The following is a 17,670-nucleotide window of genomic DNA, read 5'->3' as shown; positions in this document are numbered from 1 at the left end:
CTCAGCATATAATATATCGCTGCAAAAGCCGTATAATGCACCTCTATACCCAAACAACTTGGCGTTGCGGGTAGGCGGCAAGTGAATGAGTCCCCATGAGCATAGGCAAACTATTTGATTGAGGTGAAGGAACGTAGCCAACACCGCTGCACCTTCAAGTAGCAAGGGGATAGCAGCCTAACCAAATGAGTAAAGGTGGATCGGATTGAAGATTGAACAAGGGTTTGTGTTAACACGCCACGCTAAAGATGTGGCGGGACAAACTCAGATTGAGCTGTGGCTGGCCACGGCTTCTGGCCCAACCCAGTTGATCATTCGCGGCGAACGCCCAGTGTTTTTCATCGAGCAAGCCTACTTATCCACCGTGGAGCAGATGGCGGCTGCGCTCAATGTGCCGATCCGTTTAGCGCCACTGGCCTTGCGCAGTTTTGCCGATCAAAACTTGGCTGGCTGCTATTGCTACACCATCCGCGATAGCCAAACCTTAGCCCAACATCTGACACAAGCCGACATTATTCCGCTAGAAGCGGATATCCGTTTGGCCGATCGCTATTTGATGGAACGCTTTATTCAAGGCAGCATCGAATTTACCGGGTCAAGCCAAAACTTAGGCTGTTATCGTCAAGTTCAGCAAGTCAAATGCCGTCCAAGCGATTATTTACCAAACTTAAGCGTGGTGTCGCTCGATATTGAATGCTCAGCCAAAGGGCAACTTTATTCGATTGGCTTGGCAAGTCCAATGGACAGCCGGGTGATCATGATTGGCCAAGCCCAGCCAAGTGATAGCGAGATCCAGTGGGTCGAGAATGAATATCAGCTACTCACAGCGCTGATTGCATGGTTTGCCCAATTTGACCCCGATGTGATCATTGGCTGGAATGTGGTCGATTTCGATTTTCGCGTACTGCATCAGCGCGCCGAATACCACCAGCTCAAACTCACCATTGGGCGTGCCCAGCAAGCCAGTTTTTTCCGCTCTAGCCGTCAATCGCAGCAAGGGTTTATCCATATTCCGGGACGGGTGGTGCTCGACGGCATCGATACCTTAAAAACTGCCACGTATCATTTTCGTTCATGGTCATTGCAGTCAGTCGCACTGGAACTGCTCGGCGAAGGCAAAGCGATTGATGACGCGCACGATCGCATGGATGAAATTAACCGGATGTTTATCCACGATAAACCCTCGTTAGCACGCTACAATCTGCAAGATTGTGTGCTCGTAAATAAAATCTTTGCACTCACTCATCTGCTCGATTTTGCGATCCAGCGTTCACGCTTAACCGGCGTCGAATTAGACCGCGTTGGCGGCTCAGTGGCGGCGTTTACCAACCTTTATTTACCACAACTGCATCGCGCAGGTTATGTCGCCCCAAACTTGCAGCCGGAAAACTGGGTGGCGAGCCCTGGGGGATACGTGATGGACTCTCGGCCTGGCTTATACGATTCGGTGCTGGTGCTCGATTTTAAAAGCCTCTACCCTTCTATCATTCGTTCGTTTTTGATCGATCCTCTCGGGCTGATTGAAGGCTTAAAACTCGGTGTAGGCCAGCAGGCTGATCAAGCCGTACCCGGTTTTCGCGGTGGTCAATTTCATCGCAGCCGACACTTTTTACCACAAATGATCGAAAAGCTGTGGGCGGAGCGTGATGTGGCCAAACGCAATCAGGAGCAAGCGTTCTCACAAGCGATCAAAATCATCATGAACTCATTTTATGGCGTGCTCGGCTCATCCGGCTGCCGCTTTTTTGATACTCGACTGGCCTCAAGCATCACCATGCGCGGCCATCAAATCATGATCCAAACCAAACAGTTAATTGAAGCGCGCGGCTACCAAGTCATTTATGGCGATACTGACTCCACTTTCGTGGCGCTTAACGGTCAATATTCTCAATCGCAAGCCGATGCGATTGGTTATGCGCTGGTTAATGAGATCAACCAATGGTGGGCAGATCATCTCAAACATGAATACGCTTTAAGCTCGACGCTGGAATTGGAATACGAAACCCACTATCGCCGCTTTTTAATGCCAACCATCCGCGGCGCAGAAACTGGCTCTAAAAAACGTTATGCGGGTTTAAAAGGCGATGGCGATCAAGCGCAGATCATTTTTAAAGGCTTGGAGAGTGCGCGCACCGACTGGACACCACTTGCACAACACTTCCAACATCAGCTTTATTGGCTAATTTTCCAAGGACAGGATCCAAGCGACTATATTCGCAGCATGGTGGAACAGACCCTCGCCGGGCAACTCGATGAACAATTGGTGTACCAAAAGCGCTTGCGCCGTCACTTGCACGAATATCAAAAAAATGTCCCGCCGCAAGTACGTGCGGCCAGAATGGCAGATCAGATCAACGCCAAACTGGGCAGGCCACTGCAATACCAGCAGCGTGGCAACATTGCTTACCTAATGACGCTCAACGGTCCAGAGCCCAAAGCCTATTTACAAAGCGCGATTGATTATCAGCATTATATTGATAAGCAGCTTAAACCGGTTGCCGATGCTATTTTACCGTTTATTGGTAAACAGTTTGATCGACTGATTGCCGCGCAGCTTGGGCTATTTTAGGCCGACAAGTTAGCGAACCGCTTAGCCGATAGCACGATGGATTAACCAACCCAACGCTGACTAACCGATCCGAAATTCGGTTTTTTGATATTGCGCTGCTAACCATGGCCCAAAACTGTCGATAAGACCGATCACCGACCGTTTGGGGATCACCCGTGGCTTCAACAATAAACCTAAGCGTTCAATTTCCAGCTGTTTGTCTGGATAATAACGCAGGAAATGTGTACCACATGCCAGCGGATCCTCCAACCACTGTCGATCGCGATGCATAATCAATGAATAACTGGCCCGCAGCAGTTTTTTCGCCATTAATTGTTGAGCTTTGATCTGTAACTGTGGATTGGTCGCTTGAGCAATGCTGTGCCGATAATCGGCTAACTTGACACCTACATCCATATTCCAATGCTTGGCAATCTCCCAGCTCGGTTCATAGTGGCCGAAACATTCCGCCAAATCATCACCGTATACACATACACAGCAGTGACGCAGCATAAATCCCCACGAAAAAATCGCGTCTAAAGTCGCGATCTCCTCAACGCTGGCCAGTTTGATCGAGACATCGGTGATCCACGGGTAACTTTTTTGAAAACGCCAACGAATGGTATTGATTAACGTGGCACGGTTTTGTGTAAAAACCCCATGAGTCACCACCACCACATCCAGATTCGAGTGATTGGGCTGCGCCGTTTTACGCGCCACGCTGCCGTAAAGATAAAGACTGTGTAATGCTGTCCCTGCCCCTGCACGCCAAAAGCGTACCAAATCGGCAATCGCGCTTTGATATTCCGGCTGAAAAGGCTGTTGAGGGTCAATTACTGGCAGCGTCATCCGACTCACATAGTGATTTAAGGTGCAAAGGCCTTATGTTCCATGATGCGCGACCATCAATCAATAGCTAGCCGCTGGATTGCTTAGTAAAACACCACTTACTACACCGCACCCCATCAGCAAGGGATAGATATTCCTTTTCTCCCCTTCCTTTAGTTATAATGCTGGCACTTTTTACACGAAGGATATATTTCATGCCAAAGGCAAGTGAACTCAAAAAAGGCTTTGCAATCGTTTCTAACGGCAAAACCCTACTGATCAAAGACATCGAAGTGACCACTCCAGGTGGCCGCGGCGGTTCAAAAATCTACAAACTGCGTTGTACTGACCTCAACACCGGTGCACGAGTGGATGAGCGTTACAAATCTGATGATGTGCTCGACACAGTAGAAATGAACAAACGTCCAATCTCTTTCTCTTATATTGATGGCGATGAGTACGTGTTCATGAACAATGAAGACTACACACCATACAACTTCAAGAAAGATGAAATCGAAGATGAACTACTGTTCATCACGGAAGATATTCAAGGTATGAGCGTGGTTTTGGTTGATGGTGAAGCAGTGGCGATTGAACTGCCATCTTCAGTTGAAATGGCGATTGAAGAAACCGATCCATCGATTAAAGGTGCTTCAGCCTCTTCACGGACTAAACCTGCACGTATGCCTACTGGTTTAGTGGTGCAAGTGCCAGAGTATATTTCGACTGGCGAGCGTATTGTGATCAATACTGCGGAACGCAAATTCATGAACCGAGCGTAATTTTATGGCAGAGTTAATTTCTATCGACGACACGATTGATACGGCCTACGACATCTTCTTAGAGATGGCACCCGATAACCTAGAGCCAGTCGATGTGATCCTATTCACAGCACAGTTTGATGATCGCGGCGCGGCAGAATTGGTCGATGTCGGTGATGATTGGGATGCGCACGTGGGTTTCGAAGTCGATAAAGAAATCTACGCCGAAGTACGCATTGGTCTGGTGAATGAGCAGAACGATGTGCTGGATGATGTGTTTGCCCGCATGTTAGTTAGCCGAGATCCAGATCAGAAGTTTTGTCATATGCTGTGGAAGCGTGACTAAACGGATTAACGCCAGCATTCAAGCTGGCGTTACTCTTTTGGCGGTTTATAAAAAGTTCAATTAAGCCTAACAGGCTGACGCCATTCGCAAAAAATTCAGCTAAGCTTAACTCAAGTGCAATCAAACTGTGAGTAAGACGATGCGAATTTTCTCACTGCTTACGCTTATTTGTGCTCTCTGCTCCTTTGATGTTTTGGCCAACCCATATCATTATGGCCCATTCAATCTCTATGCTCAGGCTCCTCTTGCCAGCCATTCACTCACCCCACAACTGCGGGACGGCTACTCGCTGCCGTTAGATAGCTTACAACTGTATGGCGGATTTTCCGCAGCCAGTATCTGGAGCGACAGCCCAAGTTATCAAGGGGATTTCTATCAAAACCAATTTGCGATTGGCCTAAAATGGCAATTTGCACCGCGCTGGCAAAGCGAATTGAACTACCGAGACAGCCAAGCGTGGGATAATCAGTTAGATTCGCTGACAATGGGCTTTCACGACCTGTTTGGCCTAGATCAAAATGGGCGTGATAGTGTAGCAAAGCACCGTTTTCATATTGCGATCCCCGAACATAATATCCAATGGGATGGTTTTGCCGGCAGCACCCTCGGTAGAGCAGTTACACTCTACACTCAATATCAGCTACATAGTTCTGCACAGCACGGGCTCTCTATCGGTGCCAGCTTATATTATCATCAAAGTGGGCTACTGCGCTTCAGCCGCTTTGAGCAAGCATTACAACTCAATTACACCTACCAATATGACTTACATCGAATCTATGCCATGTTGGGGATGGTACATCATGATAGTGCAACCGGCACTTTGCCACTAAAATCCCTTTCCCTCAGCAGCGCCATCGGCTATGAATACCAACTGCATCCCAAGCACCATCTATTTACGTCGTTTCATTTTTATCAAGGTAGCGTCGAAAGCCCTGCTGCACTTGAAAAACCAGCCACAGAATACGTGCTCGGTTATCGCTATCTGCTGCCAAGTAGCGCCATTGAGTTAGCGTTCACCGAAAACGTATTTAGCATGGATAATAGCGCAGATATTGCGCTGCATATCACCTACCGCTATCGAATATAAGTTACCGCAGATTCAATGCGTTGAGTTATGGTATCGACACTCAAACTCAGCCACATTTTTTACACTGGATAGACCAATCATTTGTCGATTGTGCCCTATAATGACCGCTGTTTCATTTAAATAGCGATAACCATGTTTCTGAGCGCATACCATTCAAGTCAACAACAGCAATTTCAATTTACTCGCCAGCAAGCGAGCCACTTTGCCAAGCTGGTGGCGGGCGATTTTAACCCGATCCATGATGAAGACAACAAGCGCTTCTGCGTTCCGGGTGACTTACTATTTGCAGTATTACTGCAAAAACAAGGCATTAGCCACAAAATGCGCTTTGATTTCTCAGGTATGGTCAGCGATGGCGTTGCACTGCATATTGAAAATAAATGTCAGCGTGAAAGTGCGGTAGTTGATGCTAACGGCAAAGAGTACCTACATATGTCGTGTGAAGGTGAGGTTAACCATAACTCAGACTTTATTGAACACGTGGTCACCAGCTATGTGCAGTTTTCCGGGATGAACTTCCCACATATTATGGTCCCACTGATGGAAGCGCAGCAAATGATGATCAACTGTCAGCGCCCATTAGTGATTTATGAATCAATGGAAGTGGAGTTTAACCGCCTCGACCTCACCCACCCGGAGGTTGAATTTGCTGGGGCAACATTTGATGTTGATGGTAAACGCGGCTTAGTCACTCTCAACTTCGTGTTCAAAGATCAAGGCCAAGTGGTCGGCAAAGGGCTAAAACGTATGGTCGCCAGCGGATTGAAACCATACAACCAGACTGACATCGATGATCTGGTCAATCGTTTCAATGAGCGTAAACAAGCCTTTCTGCGCCAACTTGAACAAGCGGCTTAAGCGCCACCTTTTCAATAACCCGCCAAGTGCGGGTTATATTTTCTCAATTCTCTATATCGCTGATCATAGCCAACGTCGCACACGCTGAGTGTAATTGAGATAAACTTCACCAAATTTAGCGTGTAAAATCCGCTCCTCTGGCTCAATTTGGTAGTGATTCATATACATCACAAAACCTGCGCTGATCACTAGACTAAGCGCATTTTGCTGCCAATAAGCCAAGCCAAATAACAGCAGTAACAACGCGAGATACATCGGGTTACGGCTTAAGGCAAATACACCACTATCCACCACCGTGACCGTGAGATCGGGCGCTAATGGATTGACGGTGGTTTTATAGCGCCGAAATTCCATGATCCCCGCCAGACCTAAAAATCCCGCCATACACAAGCACAATGCCATGATCACATTAGGAAACGGCAATGCGAGAGTCAGTGAACTAAACCAACGTGCGCTGAGATGGATTAAACTTAACGCCACTAAAAATACCGCAACCGGTGGCACTTTTAACTCCAAGTTTCTCATCTTGCTTCCTCGCTCTGATAAAAAGCCCAGCTCAACTGGGCTAATGGCTTACAGTAACTGTAGCAACGCTTGCAACGGATGCTTAGGTTTGACTTGCTCAAAGCGTTTCACCTGACTGCGACAAGAATAACCAGTGACCAAACAACGCTCTTTGGGTAATGCTGATAATGCCGGTTGCCAGCTCAACTGGTAAATATCACGCGACATGGCCAGCTTATCAGCCTCATGGCCGAAAGTACCGGCCATGCCACAACAACCGACCGAAACCACCTGTAGTGCTGCATTAAAGTGACGAAAAATCGTCACCCATTCTTGCTCAGCCTTAGGCAGCTTGGTTTTTTCAGTACAGTGTGCCAGCAGATACCAAGGCTGCGTGTCACTCGCTTGCAAGGCAAACTCGGCTAAACGAGGAGTGAGCCATTCATGTACGGTGAACACGGCAAAATCACCACGATGTTGCGCCAAAGTTTCTACATATTCATCGCGATAACAGAGCACTAGCGCCGGATCGACCCCAACTAACGGAATATTCAGTGCCGCCACTTGTGCTAAAAAACTCGCCGTATTACTTGCCGTGGCACGGAACTGGCGTAAAAAACCTTTGATGTGCTGCGCTTTACCATTGGGTTTAAACGGCAGCAATACCGGTTTTTTACCCAATTTGAGCAGCAGAGCCACAAAATCTTCCACCACCTCGGCGTCGTAATAGCTAGTAAACGGATCTTGCACAATCAACACGTGTTGATCGCGTTCAGCTTGAGAGAGTGCCGCCAACCGCTGCATATCAAACAACACCACCGGATGACGACGCAACCGCTGTGCCAGAGTGGGCACCGACAAATACGGCGTATCCACATAGCCTACTGTTTTTGCGGTTAATTTCTGCACGGTCGAGCGAGCTAAAATGCCATTCACCAGTTGGGGCGCTTTGGCCATCACTGGCAGTAAGGATTCGATGTTGGCCACCAAATAATCTTTCACAGGACGTGGGTAACGCGTGTGGTAAAGATTCAAAAAGCGTGCGCGAAAACTCGGGACATCAACCTTGATCGGACACTGACTGGCGCAAGCTTTACAGGCCAAACAACCATTCATCGCCTCATACACTTCATGAGAAAAATCATACTGCTTATCTTTGGTCAGCGCGTGACGGACTCGATCAAGCAACGACTTAATGGTTGGTGATGATTCCAGTGTCGCTTGCTCAAGATCGAGAATATCCACGCCCTGCTCGCTCAATTGCCGCAACCATTCACGCACTAGACCCGCGCGCCCTTTCGGTGAATGGCGACGATCAGCCGTGACTTTCATGGAGGGGCACATCGGTGAGCTGGTTTCATAGTTAAAACATAAACCGTTACCGTTACACTCGACTGCAGCTTTAAAGCTGTCGCGCACTTTGACATCTATTTGCCGATCGTAAAAACCGCGTTTGGTATCAGAGACTTTCACCAGCTCAAAGGGGGTATCCAGCGGTGTGCAAATTTTGCCTGGATTCATCTTATTATGCGGATCAAACGCCGCTTTCACTCGCCGCAATTCGGTAAACAGCTCTTCACCAAAAAATTCTGGTCCATATTCCGAGCGATAACCTTTGCCGTGCTCTCCCCACATCAAACCGCCATATTTGGCGACCAGTTTAACCACTTGATCGGAGATTTCAGCCATCAATAGCTCTTGCTTGGGATCACATAAATCAAGTGCCGGCCGCACATGCAGCACCCCAGCATCCACATGACCAAACATGCCATAAGCCAACTGCTTCGAATCGAGCAGCGCGCGAAATTCAGCAATAAAATCTGCTAAGTGTTCCGGCGGAACACAAGTATCTTCAGTGAAAGCCACCGGTTTTGCTCGCCCTTTAGCTGCCCCAAGTAAACCGACGGCTTTTTTGCGCATGGTATAAATTCGGTTGATGCTGGCCAAATCACGGCACACTTGATAGCCGATGATCCCAGCTTGCTGATCCGCCATCATCTGCTCAAGTTGTGTGGTCAGTTGAGCGACTTGTTGATCGATCTCAGTATGATCTTGCCCAGCATATTCCACGATATTAATGCCTTGCATCTCTTTACCCGGCACATCACTCAACAGCTCTTTGACGCTATGCCAAACAATATCTTGCTTGGCCAAATTGAGCACTTTGGAGTCGAGCGTTTCCACCGACAGCGCTTTGGCTTGTACCATCAAAGGGGCATTGCGCAGCGCAGAATCAAAACTGTCGTATTTGACATTGACTAAGGTGCGCGCTTGCGGAATCGGGGTTAAATTGAGTGTAGCTTCAGTAATAAACGCCAGTGAGCCTTCTGCACCACACAACACGCGGGTAATATCAAAGCGATCTTGTGCCTCATCAAATGCATTGCTTAAATCGTAACCGGTTAAAAAACGGTTTAAGCGCGGAAACTTAGCTACAATTTGTGCACGCTGACTACGGCAGACTTGCTCTGTCACTTGCAAAGCTTGCGCAGCAAAACTGTGCGGCTCTGGAAGACCTTGTGTAAGATCCGTTTCAAGCAGTGAGCCATCAGCCAATACCGCTTGCAAAGACAGAACATGATCCGAGGTTTTGCCATATTGCAATGAACCTTGCCCAGAAGCATCGGTATTGATCATGCCACCTAAGGTCGCGCGGTTACTGGTTGATAAATCTGGGGAAAAGAACAATCCGTGACCACGTACCGCATCATTAAGCTGATCTTTGATCACCCCCGCTTGCACGCGCACCCAGCCTTGCTGTGGATTGATTTCCAAAATGCGATTCATATGACGCGATAAATCCACCACCACCCCTTTAGTCAACGATTGACCATTGGTGCCAGTACCACCACCGCGAGGGGAAAACGTCACACGCTCAAATTCAGGTTTTGCATTGAGCTTACCGATCAGTACCACATCTGCCGTCGATTGCGGATACACCACTGCTTGAGGCAATTGCTGATAAACACTATTATCAGTCGCCACCGCAAGACGGCTAGAGTATTGGGTTTCAATGTCGCCGTTAAATCCCGCGAGCTTTAACTGATCTAAAAAGGTTAAAACCACCGGGTCAACGTCGGATTGGTGATGAAGTCTTGGTAACATTTGCTTCCTGCCCCCTACTACGCTGATCCTATCAGCTTTGGGTATTGTTAGATTTTAAAGAATAATCTTTGAGTTGAGTCACTTTACAACATTTAAAAGGGTGATCAAATCAGAATCTGAATGCCAGAATGCGCTGCAACAGAATTTTTTCAACTTTATGTATTGCTTACCTATTCTGTTATTTATCTCTCTAGAACTGTATGGAAAAAAACGATGAAAAAAAATCACATAGTCACCACCGAAGATATTTTACTTATGCTGTGCCAATCGGTTTCTACGGTTCTCACTTCCGCGACGCATTCACCGGTTCACTATTCTGCGATGGTACAAAAAATTAATAAAACCTCGCTAAAACCGGATTTTGGCTGTTTTGTCCTATTCGATGGTGGATTCACTGGATTAGTGGTGATCAACTTTGCCGCCAAAGCTGCACTTGAGATTTACACCAATTACATGCGCAATATGGGCATGCCAGAAGAAGAATTGGCCATTTTACACACCTCAGATGAGGTTGGAGATGTGTTAGGTGAGCTGATGAATCAGTTGGTGGGCGATTTTACCAATAAAGTGCGCAAACAACTGCAAACCAACATCACCCAAAACCAACCGAAAATGCTGTCACTTAACAAACAGGTTGTGCTGTCGGTTGATACCAATTTAGACCGTCCACAAGCACGCCGAGTGACCTTTTCTACCGCCAATAACAATATTTTCTACCTAGAATTGGCGATGGATAAAACTGAGTTTATTCAACTCGAAGAATTTGATGTGCAAGAGGATGAAAGTCCAGACGATATTTTACAAGCCGCTCAGCAACAACTATCATCGGTTGCCGCGCCTTCTGCAACTGAAGCAAGCGCTGAAGATTTACTCGCCCAGCTCGGGCTTTAACTTTACTCTTCACTTATAATCCATTGCTAATCAGAGCCATCTTGCAACAGATGGCCTCTTCCCTTTTCCTTGGCGGCCAAAAAGGCTAGAATGTCGGACTTTTCTTTCGCTGTACCGAATCTGCTTTACTGATCAATGGATAAACAAAAAGCCCTTAAAAAAATCGCTAAATGCCTTGAGTTAGGCAATTCTGCCAACGTCAATGAAGCCGCGAATGCAATCAAAATGGCGCATAATTTGATGCTCAAGTACGGTCTTGATAAAGACGATATTGAGTTCATCAAAATGGGGAAAACCCAGTCAAGCCATTTGCTGCCCGCCGCCATATCCTCAGGTATTTTGCGGGTGATCCGCGGAATTAATACTCGTTTTGGCGTAGAAGCGGTATTGCTTAATCACAAGGGGTTAAAACGCGTTGAGTTTATTGGCGAAGCGGATCGCGCCATCTTTGCGGCATTCGCATTTGATATTATTTATCGTGAAATGAATGAGCACACGGGCCAATTTCGCAACAGCTTTGCCGGCAGCGGCACTTCTTCCCTCGAGGTCACTCGGCGCGTCAACTCTTTTGTTTCCGGTTGGATTGAAGGTGCGTTAGAAAAATTACCGATCATCACTCCAGATGATGATTCAATGAACAAAATCAATAGCTACATTGATAAAGAATTCGAAAATATTGACCGTGAAACCTTCAAACAACAATTAAGAGAAGCGATGAAAAATCTCACCGCAGACTACGAGACTGGCCTTAAAAAAGGGCGCCGTGTATCAGTCAATCGGCCGATCCACGGAGCACAAGCGCCGAAGCAGTTGAGATAATGCTGGGTTAAGCACGGCAAAAATGCATCGGCGAGCCACACAACGCTAGCGGATTGTTGGCTAAACTTTTTATCTTGTTAAGGAAAAAAAGACCATGAGTTTACGCCGTTTATGGTTGTGTTTGCTCTTATCATGCCCACTGGCCGCCAACGAACTGAGCGAACTGCTCTCGCTTGCCAACGCGCAAAACCCACAGGCGCAATACCAACTCGCCCTAGCTTACCAAACGGGCAGCTCGGTAACACAAAATCAACATGAGGCATTTTATTGGTTTTTACAAGCCGCCGAGCAACAGCATCCTGCAGCAATGGCACAAGTGGCCAATAGTTATATGACTGGGCAAGGGGTTGAACCCGATGCACTGCAAACTCAATACTGGCTCACTCAATTAGCCCTTAGCGGCAATATTCGCGCTACCACCACCTTAGCCGCATGGTACCAACAGCAGACAGCCCCCATCTCGACATTCGACTTAGCCGAGATTTGGTATCGAGTGCATGCCAAGCAAGATCCTCAAGCCGAGCAAGGTTATGCGGATTTACTCGAACAAAAATTCAATCAGCAGCGTGAAAAACAGCTCTATAGCATAACGCAGTTCGACCAATTAATAGATCAAGATCTCAGCTTACCAGCGACAACGCACGAGCCCACCAGCCAGCAAGATACTCAAACCAATTGGTGGCCGTTCACGCTCAGTATTCTGTCACTGTTAATGATGGCATTGGTCATTGTGCTACGCCGCCATTGGCCACCACGACACCGTCGACTTGCAGCGCCTGACCGTGAATTACATACTCAACTCCAAGCACAGCAATTGACGATAAAACGCCAAAAACAACAATTGGATCAGCTGTTTCAGACTTGCCAACGACTGCAACAGCAATCCCACAATGCTAATCAACAAAAGATGGTAATGGCATTGGCACAGATGGGCTTTGAACCGACTCAGTCACTTGATATTAAATCGGTCAAACTGCGCTATAAGCAGTTATCAAAAATTTACCATCCCGATCTAGGCGGCAGTGACCAAGAGATGAAACGGCTTAATGGCGCCGTAAAAATGGTTATCGATTCGCTACATCATCCACAAATCAAACAAACTGAGTGATGCTCACCACGGTTCAGTCAGATCTTGCGCTGTGCAATCGGTCGCTTCCCATCACAAATCACTCACTTTTTTTGCCCACTCATGCGATAATTTGCGCAAAATTTACGCCTGATTTTGCTGGGAGAACAGACCATGTATAGCGTAATAGGCACCTGTGATTGGTGCAAACAGGCAAAACCACTGATAAAACATCAATACCTCGATGGCAAGGCCCATTATTCCTGTGCCAGTTGTAATGAGTTGGCTCGTTTGGATGTTCGGCAATTTAACTTAGCTGAAATGGCATTGCGAAACACACAGCAAGCTATACGCTAATCCCTCTCTGGCTTGAATGAGAAAAAGCACCTTAGTGTGCTTTTTCTGTTTTATTACCAACCCTCACTGATTTAACTCACGTGCTGCCGCTCACAAAACTCAACCATGCCGAATATCTTGCTTGAACGAACACGAAATTAATAATCAAATAAAATCAATTAGATAAAATTACACATAGCATCAACAATCGACAGTTGTGTTTTTTTTACCCAAAAATAAGTTGCAAAATCAGCCAACCAATAATACTGTAATTATATACAGCATGGATAAAGAAACAGCATTATGTGGCACTCTGACTTCAAACCTTTTAGCAGACATGTATCGCGCACTCGGCATCGCTTACCCACGACTCATGAGTCAAATAATATCGCTCACTTTATGTGCCAACTCGCTCGTTTATCTGAGCGAGCACAGTGGATCCTGTATACGGCGCAATGCCAACGGCCCAGCACTCAATCATTGAGTACCCATCACATTGACTGCGGCAAAGTGATCCACCTTAAAGCATCAAAATCTCACTCTGAAGCTGAGATTGTCGCGCAGGCCATTGCTTGCCGTACCGCCAGTGCGATTGTGGCCTCCAGCGCGATAGACCAAGAGACTCAGCAGCAGCTGCAACATTTTGCCCAACAGAATGACTGTGCGCTGTTTTTCATCAAGCAAGCCCCACTCGCTCTGCATTGAGCGTGGTAGGAATGGGTTATAACAATTTAAGCAAACGTTTGCTTTTTATCTGGCGACAGAAATTAGTTCTGGTATTATGCGCTCAACAGGTGATTTTCCACCACGGTCAATCACAAAAATGATGTTTGAATCCAGATAGGAATGTCTCAATGAGCCTTGCAGATCAAGTCCTTGCCGTCAATGACGACCTCCCAATTCGTACTCATCAACCGGTTCACAGCGGCAAAGTCCGTTCTGTGTATTGGTTGACCGAGCAAGATAGCCGCCGCCTAATCAAAGAAAAAGGTTATCCGGTGACCGCAGACGCTCCCTTAGCCATTATGGTGATCAGTGATCGTATTTCGGCATTCGATTGTATTTGGCACGCCGAAGGGGGTGTACAGGGTGTGCCGGGCAAAGGAGCAGCATTAAATGCCATTTCCAATCACTGGTTCAAACTGTTTCAACAGCACGGATTGGCAGATAGCCATATTTTAGATATTCCGCATCCATTGGTATGGATTGTGCAAAAAGCACGCCCAATCAAAATTGAAGCCATTTGCCGCCAATATATTACCGGGTCGATGTGGCGTGCTTATAGTAAAGGCGAACGCGAGTTTTGCGGGATCACGCTACCTGAAGGACTCGCAAAAGACCGTCCATTACCAGAGCTGCTATTGACTCCATCAACCAAAGGTATTTTGCGTGGTATTCCCGGCGTACCTGAAGCCGATGATGTCAATATTTCGCGCCAAGACATTGCAGAAAACTACGCTGCATTTAACTTTAACCAACCACAAGATATTGATCATTATGAAATTTTGCTCAAACAAGGTTTCTCGGTGATCCGTGAAGCGCTAAGCGCTGTTGGGCAAATTTTTGTCGATACCAAATTTGAATTTGGTTACGTGACCGATGCTCAAGGGCAGCAAAAACTGATCTATATGGATGAAGTAGGGACGCCTGACTCATCGCGAATTTGGGACGCTGAGCAATATCAACAAGGTAAAATTGTCGAAAACTCCAAAGAAGGGTTCCGCCAGTTCCTGCTCAACTATTTCCCTGATCCAGACATTTTGCTCAATAAAGAGCGGATGCCGGAACGTGAAGCTTTAGCGCGTGATAATGCACTGCCTCTACAAGCGCTATTAGATATTTCACGCACCTATCTTGGGATCGCAGAAAAAATCACCGGTAAGCCAATTACGCTCAGCACTCAACCAAAACAAGAGATCATCGACATTTTGGATAAAGAGTACGGTTTGATCGAACACTAAATAACATAATGCACAAAGGGGCATGAATGCCCCTTTGCTTGCTCACCCTCTCACAATTAACTGGCTAATTTCATTTACCATTTAATTAACAATTCATCTTGATTGGTGGCTTCAATACAGGCCGCACTTTTGGATTGAATCATAGTTAACTGCTGCTCATCGAGAGCATAAGGCATTACTAACGTCAGCTCTTCAATCCCTTGCTGTTTGGCTAATTTAACCAAAGTGATCACATTTGATTCATCACTGCGTCGGGTAGAGAGCTGCTTTAACGCAATATCCCATAGCCGATCTTGAGGACTTTGCGGCTCAAGGCCATGATCTTGCCCCATCGTTTTTGACCAATCGCGGCCAAACACCGAGGCCAATAAGCTAATTGCTTCAGCAAAAGTCCATTTTTGGCTGCATGACACCCCTAAGAAGGCGGTATAATCAAACACAGCGCTGATCCTTGCCTTTTCCATTCTGTTCTCCGACACAATTGGCAACCCAACACACTATTAACTAATCTTTTTTATATAGCAATACGATATATAAAAAAGGTCTTTTATACTTTAAAAACAAATCAAAAGGCTATATAAAAACCAAATTAATAACACTAGAGATACATATTTTATATGATATGTGCTTAGTTGATTAATATTTCCATACTCAAATGAAATCTTTTCCCCAGAAAGCAATAATCCATGTTCATCATATTATCGCTAAGCGATTGATGAATAATTGAACCATAAATATGGCAAATTATGTCCTTGTGCACAGAAGCATAATAATCAAAAACAGCCATCCGATTGTCCACTTACAATTCAGCTCGCAAATCGGTATTCTTTTGCGGTCTCTGCTACCCTATCAACAGGTCGACTATGAATAACGATAAACGTCCACTCTATATCCCCTATGCTGGCCCTGCTCTGCTCAGTACTCCGTTGCTTAACAAAGGCAGTGCTTTTAGCGCAGAAGAACGTGCTTCATTTAACCTCGAGGGCTTACTGCCCGAAGCCACCGAAACCATCCAAGAACAAGTGGTGCGCGCTTATCAGCAGTATCGTGGCTTTGAAAGCGATATGGATAAACATATTTACTTGCGCAATATTCAAGACACCAACGAAACCCTATTCTATCGCCTGGTACAAAACCATATTTCAGAAATGATGCCGATCATCTATACCCCTACTGTCGGCGCAGCGTGTGAAAATTTTTCTAATATTTATCGCCGTGGTCGTGGGCTATTTATCTCTTATGCGAATCGTGATCGCATCGATGACCTACTCAATAATGCTGCCAACCATAATGTCAAAGTGATTGTGGTTACCGATGGTGAACGCATCCTTGGCCTTGGTGACCAAGGCATAGGCGGGATGGGGATTCCGATTGGTAAGCTGTCGTTATACACCGCCTGTGGTGGAATTAGTCCCGCTTACACTTTGCCAGTGGTGTTAGATGCCGGAACCAATAATCCACAGCGTCTGGCGGATCCAATGTACATGGGCTGGCGTCATCCGCGGATCACAGGGCCAGACTACGACCAGTTTGTTGATGAGTTTATCCAGGCGGTGCAGCGTCGCTGGCCTGATGCTTTAATTCAATTTGAAGATTTCGCCCAGAAAAATGCCATGCCACTGCTTGAGCGTTATAAAAATCGCGTGTGCTGTTTTAACGATGATATTCAAGGTACCGCGGCGGTAACGGTCGGCTCTTTATTAGCGGCTTGTCAAGCCGCTGGAAGTCAACTCTCGCAGCAGCGGATCACCTTTTTAGGTGCTGGCTCTGCCGGTTGTGGGATTGCCGAAGCGATCATTGCGCAAATGGTCTCGGAAGGCATCAGCGATCAACAAGCACGTTCACAAGTGTATATGGTCGACCGCTGGGGACTACTCGAAGAAGGTATGCCCAATCTGCTCGATTTCCAACAGCGTTTGGTCCAGAAAAAAGCCAGCACCCAACATTGGAGTACCGAACAAAGTGGCTACTCACTGCATGATGTGATCCGCAATGCCAAACCGACCGTATTGATCGGCGTTTCTGGCGCACCGGGGCTATTTAGTGAAGAGATCATCAAAGAGATGCATCAGCACTGCCCACGACCGATTATCTTTCCACTGTCGAACCCAACCAGTCGAGTCGAAGCGCTGCCAAGCGATATCATTCGCTGGACCAATGGTGAGGCTTTAGTCGCTACGGGTAGCCCATTTGATCCCGTATTACACGACGGTAAAACCTACCCCATTGTACAATGCAACAATAGCTATATTTTTCCAGGCATCGGCCTTGGGGTGTTAGCGGCCAATGCACGCCGAGTTACCGATGAAATGCTGATGGAATCCAGTCGAGCGTTAGCCAGCAGCTCGCCGATGGCGATCTATGGCCATGGGCCATTATTACCGCCGTTGGAATCGATCCATTCTGTATCGAAAAAAATTGCTTTCGCGGTAGCCAAAAAAGCCATAGAGCAAGGTATGGCACCAGAAATTACCGACGAAGCGCTAGAGGCATCCATTGAGCAGCACTTCTGGCAACCAGCTTATCGCCGTTATAAGCGCACGGCCTTCTAAGCGAAACC

Annotated in this window: 16 protein-coding genes; 12 read left to right on the top strand and 4 right to left on the bottom strand. The window is 46.8% G+C overall.

The window, feature by feature from the left end:
• Positions 1-205 precede the first annotated feature (205 nt).
• Positions 206-2,569, top strand: a complete 2,364-nt coding sequence (locus tag OOK74_RS04980; RefSeq protein ID WP_278183207.1) for a DNA polymerase II — start codon at positions 206-208, stop codon at positions 2,567-2,569.
• Between the two features lie 60 nt (positions 2,570-2,629).
• Here OOK74_RS04980 and OOK74_RS04975 read toward each other — a convergent pair whose 3' ends face one another.
• A complete protein-coding gene (locus tag OOK74_RS04975; protein ID WP_277206761.1) occupies positions 2,630-3,397 on the bottom strand; it encodes a nucleotidyltransferase domain-containing protein in 768 nt (255 codons plus the stop codon).
• 194 nt (positions 3,398-3,591) lie between these two features.
• Here OOK74_RS04975 and yeiP point away from each other — a divergent pair, with 194 nt between their 5' ends.
• From yeiP to OOK74_RS04955, 4 genes are all read left to right on the top strand, one after another.
• Positions 3,592-4,158 carry an elongation factor P-like protein YeiP gene (gene yeiP / locus OOK74_RS04970; protein ID WP_166013157.1) on the top strand — a complete coding sequence of 189 codons (567 nt, stop codon included), beginning with the start codon at positions 3,592-3,594 and terminating at the stop codon, positions 4,156-4,158.
• Positions 4,159-4,162: 4 nt separating this feature from the next.
• A complete protein-coding gene (locus OOK74_RS04965; RefSeq protein ID WP_274722007.1) occupies positions 4,163-4,483 on the top strand; it encodes an HI1450 family dsDNA-mimic protein in 321 nt (106 codons plus the stop codon).
• A gap of 139 nt (positions 4,484-4,622) precedes the next feature.
• Complete coding sequence (locus tag OOK74_RS04960; RefSeq protein ID WP_278183254.1) at positions 4,623-5,570, top strand: DUF3187 family protein; 948 nt, start codon at positions 4,623-4,625, stop codon at positions 5,568-5,570.
• Between the two features lie 132 nt (positions 5,571-5,702).
• Positions 5,703-6,428: a DUF3581 family protein gene (locus tag OOK74_RS04955; RefSeq protein WP_278183206.1), complete on the top strand. Its 726-nt coding sequence runs from the start codon at positions 5,703-5,705 to the stop codon at positions 6,426-6,428.
• 63 nt (positions 6,429-6,491) lie between these two features.
• On the opposite strand, the gene OOK74_RS04950 is transcribed toward OOK74_RS04955, so the two are convergent.
• Both OOK74_RS04950 and ydiJ read right to left on the bottom strand, forming a co-directional pair.
• Entirely contained in the window at positions 6,492-6,953 is a 462-nt protein-coding gene (locus OOK74_RS04950) for a methyltransferase family protein (protein ID WP_277206760.1), read from the bottom strand.
• 48 nt (positions 6,954-7,001) lie between these two features.
• Positions 7,002-10,037 (bottom strand): D-2-hydroxyglutarate dehydrogenase YdiJ, encoded by a 3,036-nt coding sequence (gene ydiJ, locus OOK74_RS04945; RefSeq protein WP_278183205.1) that lies wholly within the window; start codon positions 10,035-10,037, stop codon positions 7,002-7,004.
• Between the two features lie 213 nt (positions 10,038-10,250).
• On the opposite strand from ydiJ, the gene OOK74_RS04940 reads away from it, so the two are divergent.
• The 6 genes from OOK74_RS04940 (at position 10,251) to OOK74_RS04915 (ending at position 15,110) form a co-directional block, all read left to right on the top strand.
• Positions 10,251-10,928 carry a DUF3334 family protein gene (locus OOK74_RS04940; RefSeq protein ID WP_274722012.1) on the top strand — a complete coding sequence of 226 codons (678 nt, stop codon included), beginning with the start codon at positions 10,251-10,253 and terminating at the stop codon, positions 10,926-10,928.
• Between the two features lie 135 nt (positions 10,929-11,063).
• Entirely contained in the window at positions 11,064-11,747 is a 684-nt protein-coding gene (locus OOK74_RS04935; RefSeq protein ID WP_274722013.1) for a DUF2786 domain-containing protein, read from the top strand.
• Positions 11,748-11,841: 94 nt separating this feature from the next.
• Positions 11,842-12,855 carry a J domain-containing protein gene (locus tag OOK74_RS04930; RefSeq protein WP_278183204.1) on the top strand — a complete coding sequence of 338 codons (1,014 nt, stop codon included), beginning with the start codon at positions 11,842-11,844 and terminating at the stop codon, positions 12,853-12,855.
• A 132-nt stretch (positions 12,856-12,987) separates the two neighbouring features.
• Complete coding sequence (locus tag OOK74_RS04925; RefSeq protein ID WP_274722015.1) at positions 12,988-13,170, top strand: hypothetical protein; 183 nt, start codon at positions 12,988-12,990, stop codon at positions 13,168-13,170.
• A 282-nt stretch (positions 13,171-13,452) separates the two neighbouring features.
• Positions 13,453-13,854 carry a hypothetical protein gene (locus tag OOK74_RS04920; RefSeq protein ID WP_278183203.1) on the top strand — a complete coding sequence of 134 codons (402 nt, stop codon included), beginning with the start codon at positions 13,453-13,455 and terminating at the stop codon, positions 13,852-13,854.
• Positions 13,855-14,003: 149 nt separating this feature from the next.
• A complete protein-coding gene (locus OOK74_RS04915; RefSeq protein WP_274722017.1) occupies positions 14,004-15,110 on the top strand; it encodes a phosphoribosylaminoimidazolesuccinocarboxamide synthase in 1,107 nt (368 codons plus the stop codon).
• Between the two features lie 74 nt (positions 15,111-15,184).
• Here OOK74_RS04915 and OOK74_RS04910 read toward each other — a convergent pair whose 3' ends face one another.
• Positions 15,185-15,550 carry a transporter gene (locus OOK74_RS04910; RefSeq protein ID WP_274722108.1) on the bottom strand — a complete coding sequence of 122 codons (366 nt, stop codon included), beginning with the start codon at positions 15,548-15,550 and terminating at the stop codon, positions 15,185-15,187.
• A gap of 423 nt (positions 15,551-15,973) precedes the next feature.
• Here OOK74_RS04910 and OOK74_RS04905 point away from each other — a divergent pair, with 423 nt between their 5' ends.
• Entirely contained in the window at positions 15,974-17,662 is a 1,689-nt protein-coding gene (locus OOK74_RS04905) for an NAD-dependent malic enzyme (protein ID WP_274722018.1), read from the top strand.
• The last annotated feature ends 8 nt before the right edge of the window (positions 17,663-17,670 follow it).

The organism is Vibrio misgurnus (genome assembly GCF_029635775.1).
GTDB classification, from domain to species: Bacteria; Pseudomonadota; Gammaproteobacteria; order Enterobacterales; family Vibrionaceae; genus Vibrio; species Vibrio chanodichtyis.
The sequence above is the reverse complement of the archived record's forward strand: the minus strand, read 5'-3'. Positions and strand labels throughout refer to the sequence as shown.

Coding starts and splice junctions, on each gene's coding strand:
- yeiP (WP_166013157.1), top strand. CDS start 3,592: ATGCCAAAGGCAAGTGAACTCAAAAAAGGCTTTGCAATCGTTTCTAAC.
- ydiJ (WP_278183205.1), bottom strand. CDS start 10,037: ATGTTACCAAGACTTCATCACCAATCCGACGTTGACCCGGTGGTTTTA.
- OOK74_RS04940 (WP_274722012.1), top strand. CDS start 10,251: ATGAAAAAAAATCACATAGTCACCACCGAAGATATTTTACTTATGCTG.
- OOK74_RS04950 (WP_277206760.1), bottom strand. CDS start 6,953: ATGAGAAACTTGGAGTTAAAAGTGCCACCGGTTGCGGTATTTTTAGTG.
- OOK74_RS04920 (WP_278183203.1), top strand. CDS start 13,453: ATGTGGCACTCTGACTTCAAACCTTTTAGCAGACATGTATCGCGCACT.
- OOK74_RS04955 (WP_278183206.1), top strand. CDS start 5,703: ATGTTTCTGAGCGCATACCATTCAAGTCAACAACAGCAATTTCAATTT.
- OOK74_RS04930 (WP_278183204.1), top strand. CDS start 11,842: ATGAGTTTACGCCGTTTATGGTTGTGTTTGCTCTTATCATGCCCACTG.
- OOK74_RS04975 (WP_277206761.1), bottom strand. CDS start 3,397: ATGACGCTGCCAGTAATTGACCCTCAACAGCCTTTTCAGCCGGAATAT.
- OOK74_RS04915 (WP_274722017.1), top strand. CDS start 14,004: ATGAGCCTTGCAGATCAAGTCCTTGCCGTCAATGACGACCTCCCAATT.
- OOK74_RS04935 (WP_274722013.1), top strand. CDS start 11,064: ATGGATAAACAAAAAGCCCTTAAAAAAATCGCTAAATGCCTTGAGTTA.
- OOK74_RS04965 (WP_274722007.1), top strand. CDS start 4,163: ATGGCAGAGTTAATTTCTATCGACGACACGATTGATACGGCCTACGAC.
- OOK74_RS04960 (WP_278183254.1), top strand. CDS start 4,623: ATGCGAATTTTCTCACTGCTTACGCTTATTTGTGCTCTCTGCTCCTTT.
- OOK74_RS04905 (WP_274722018.1), top strand. CDS start 15,974: ATGAATAACGATAAACGTCCACTCTATATCCCCTATGCTGGCCCTGCT.
- OOK74_RS04925 (WP_274722015.1), top strand. CDS start 12,988: ATGTATAGCGTAATAGGCACCTGTGATTGGTGCAAACAGGCAAAACCA.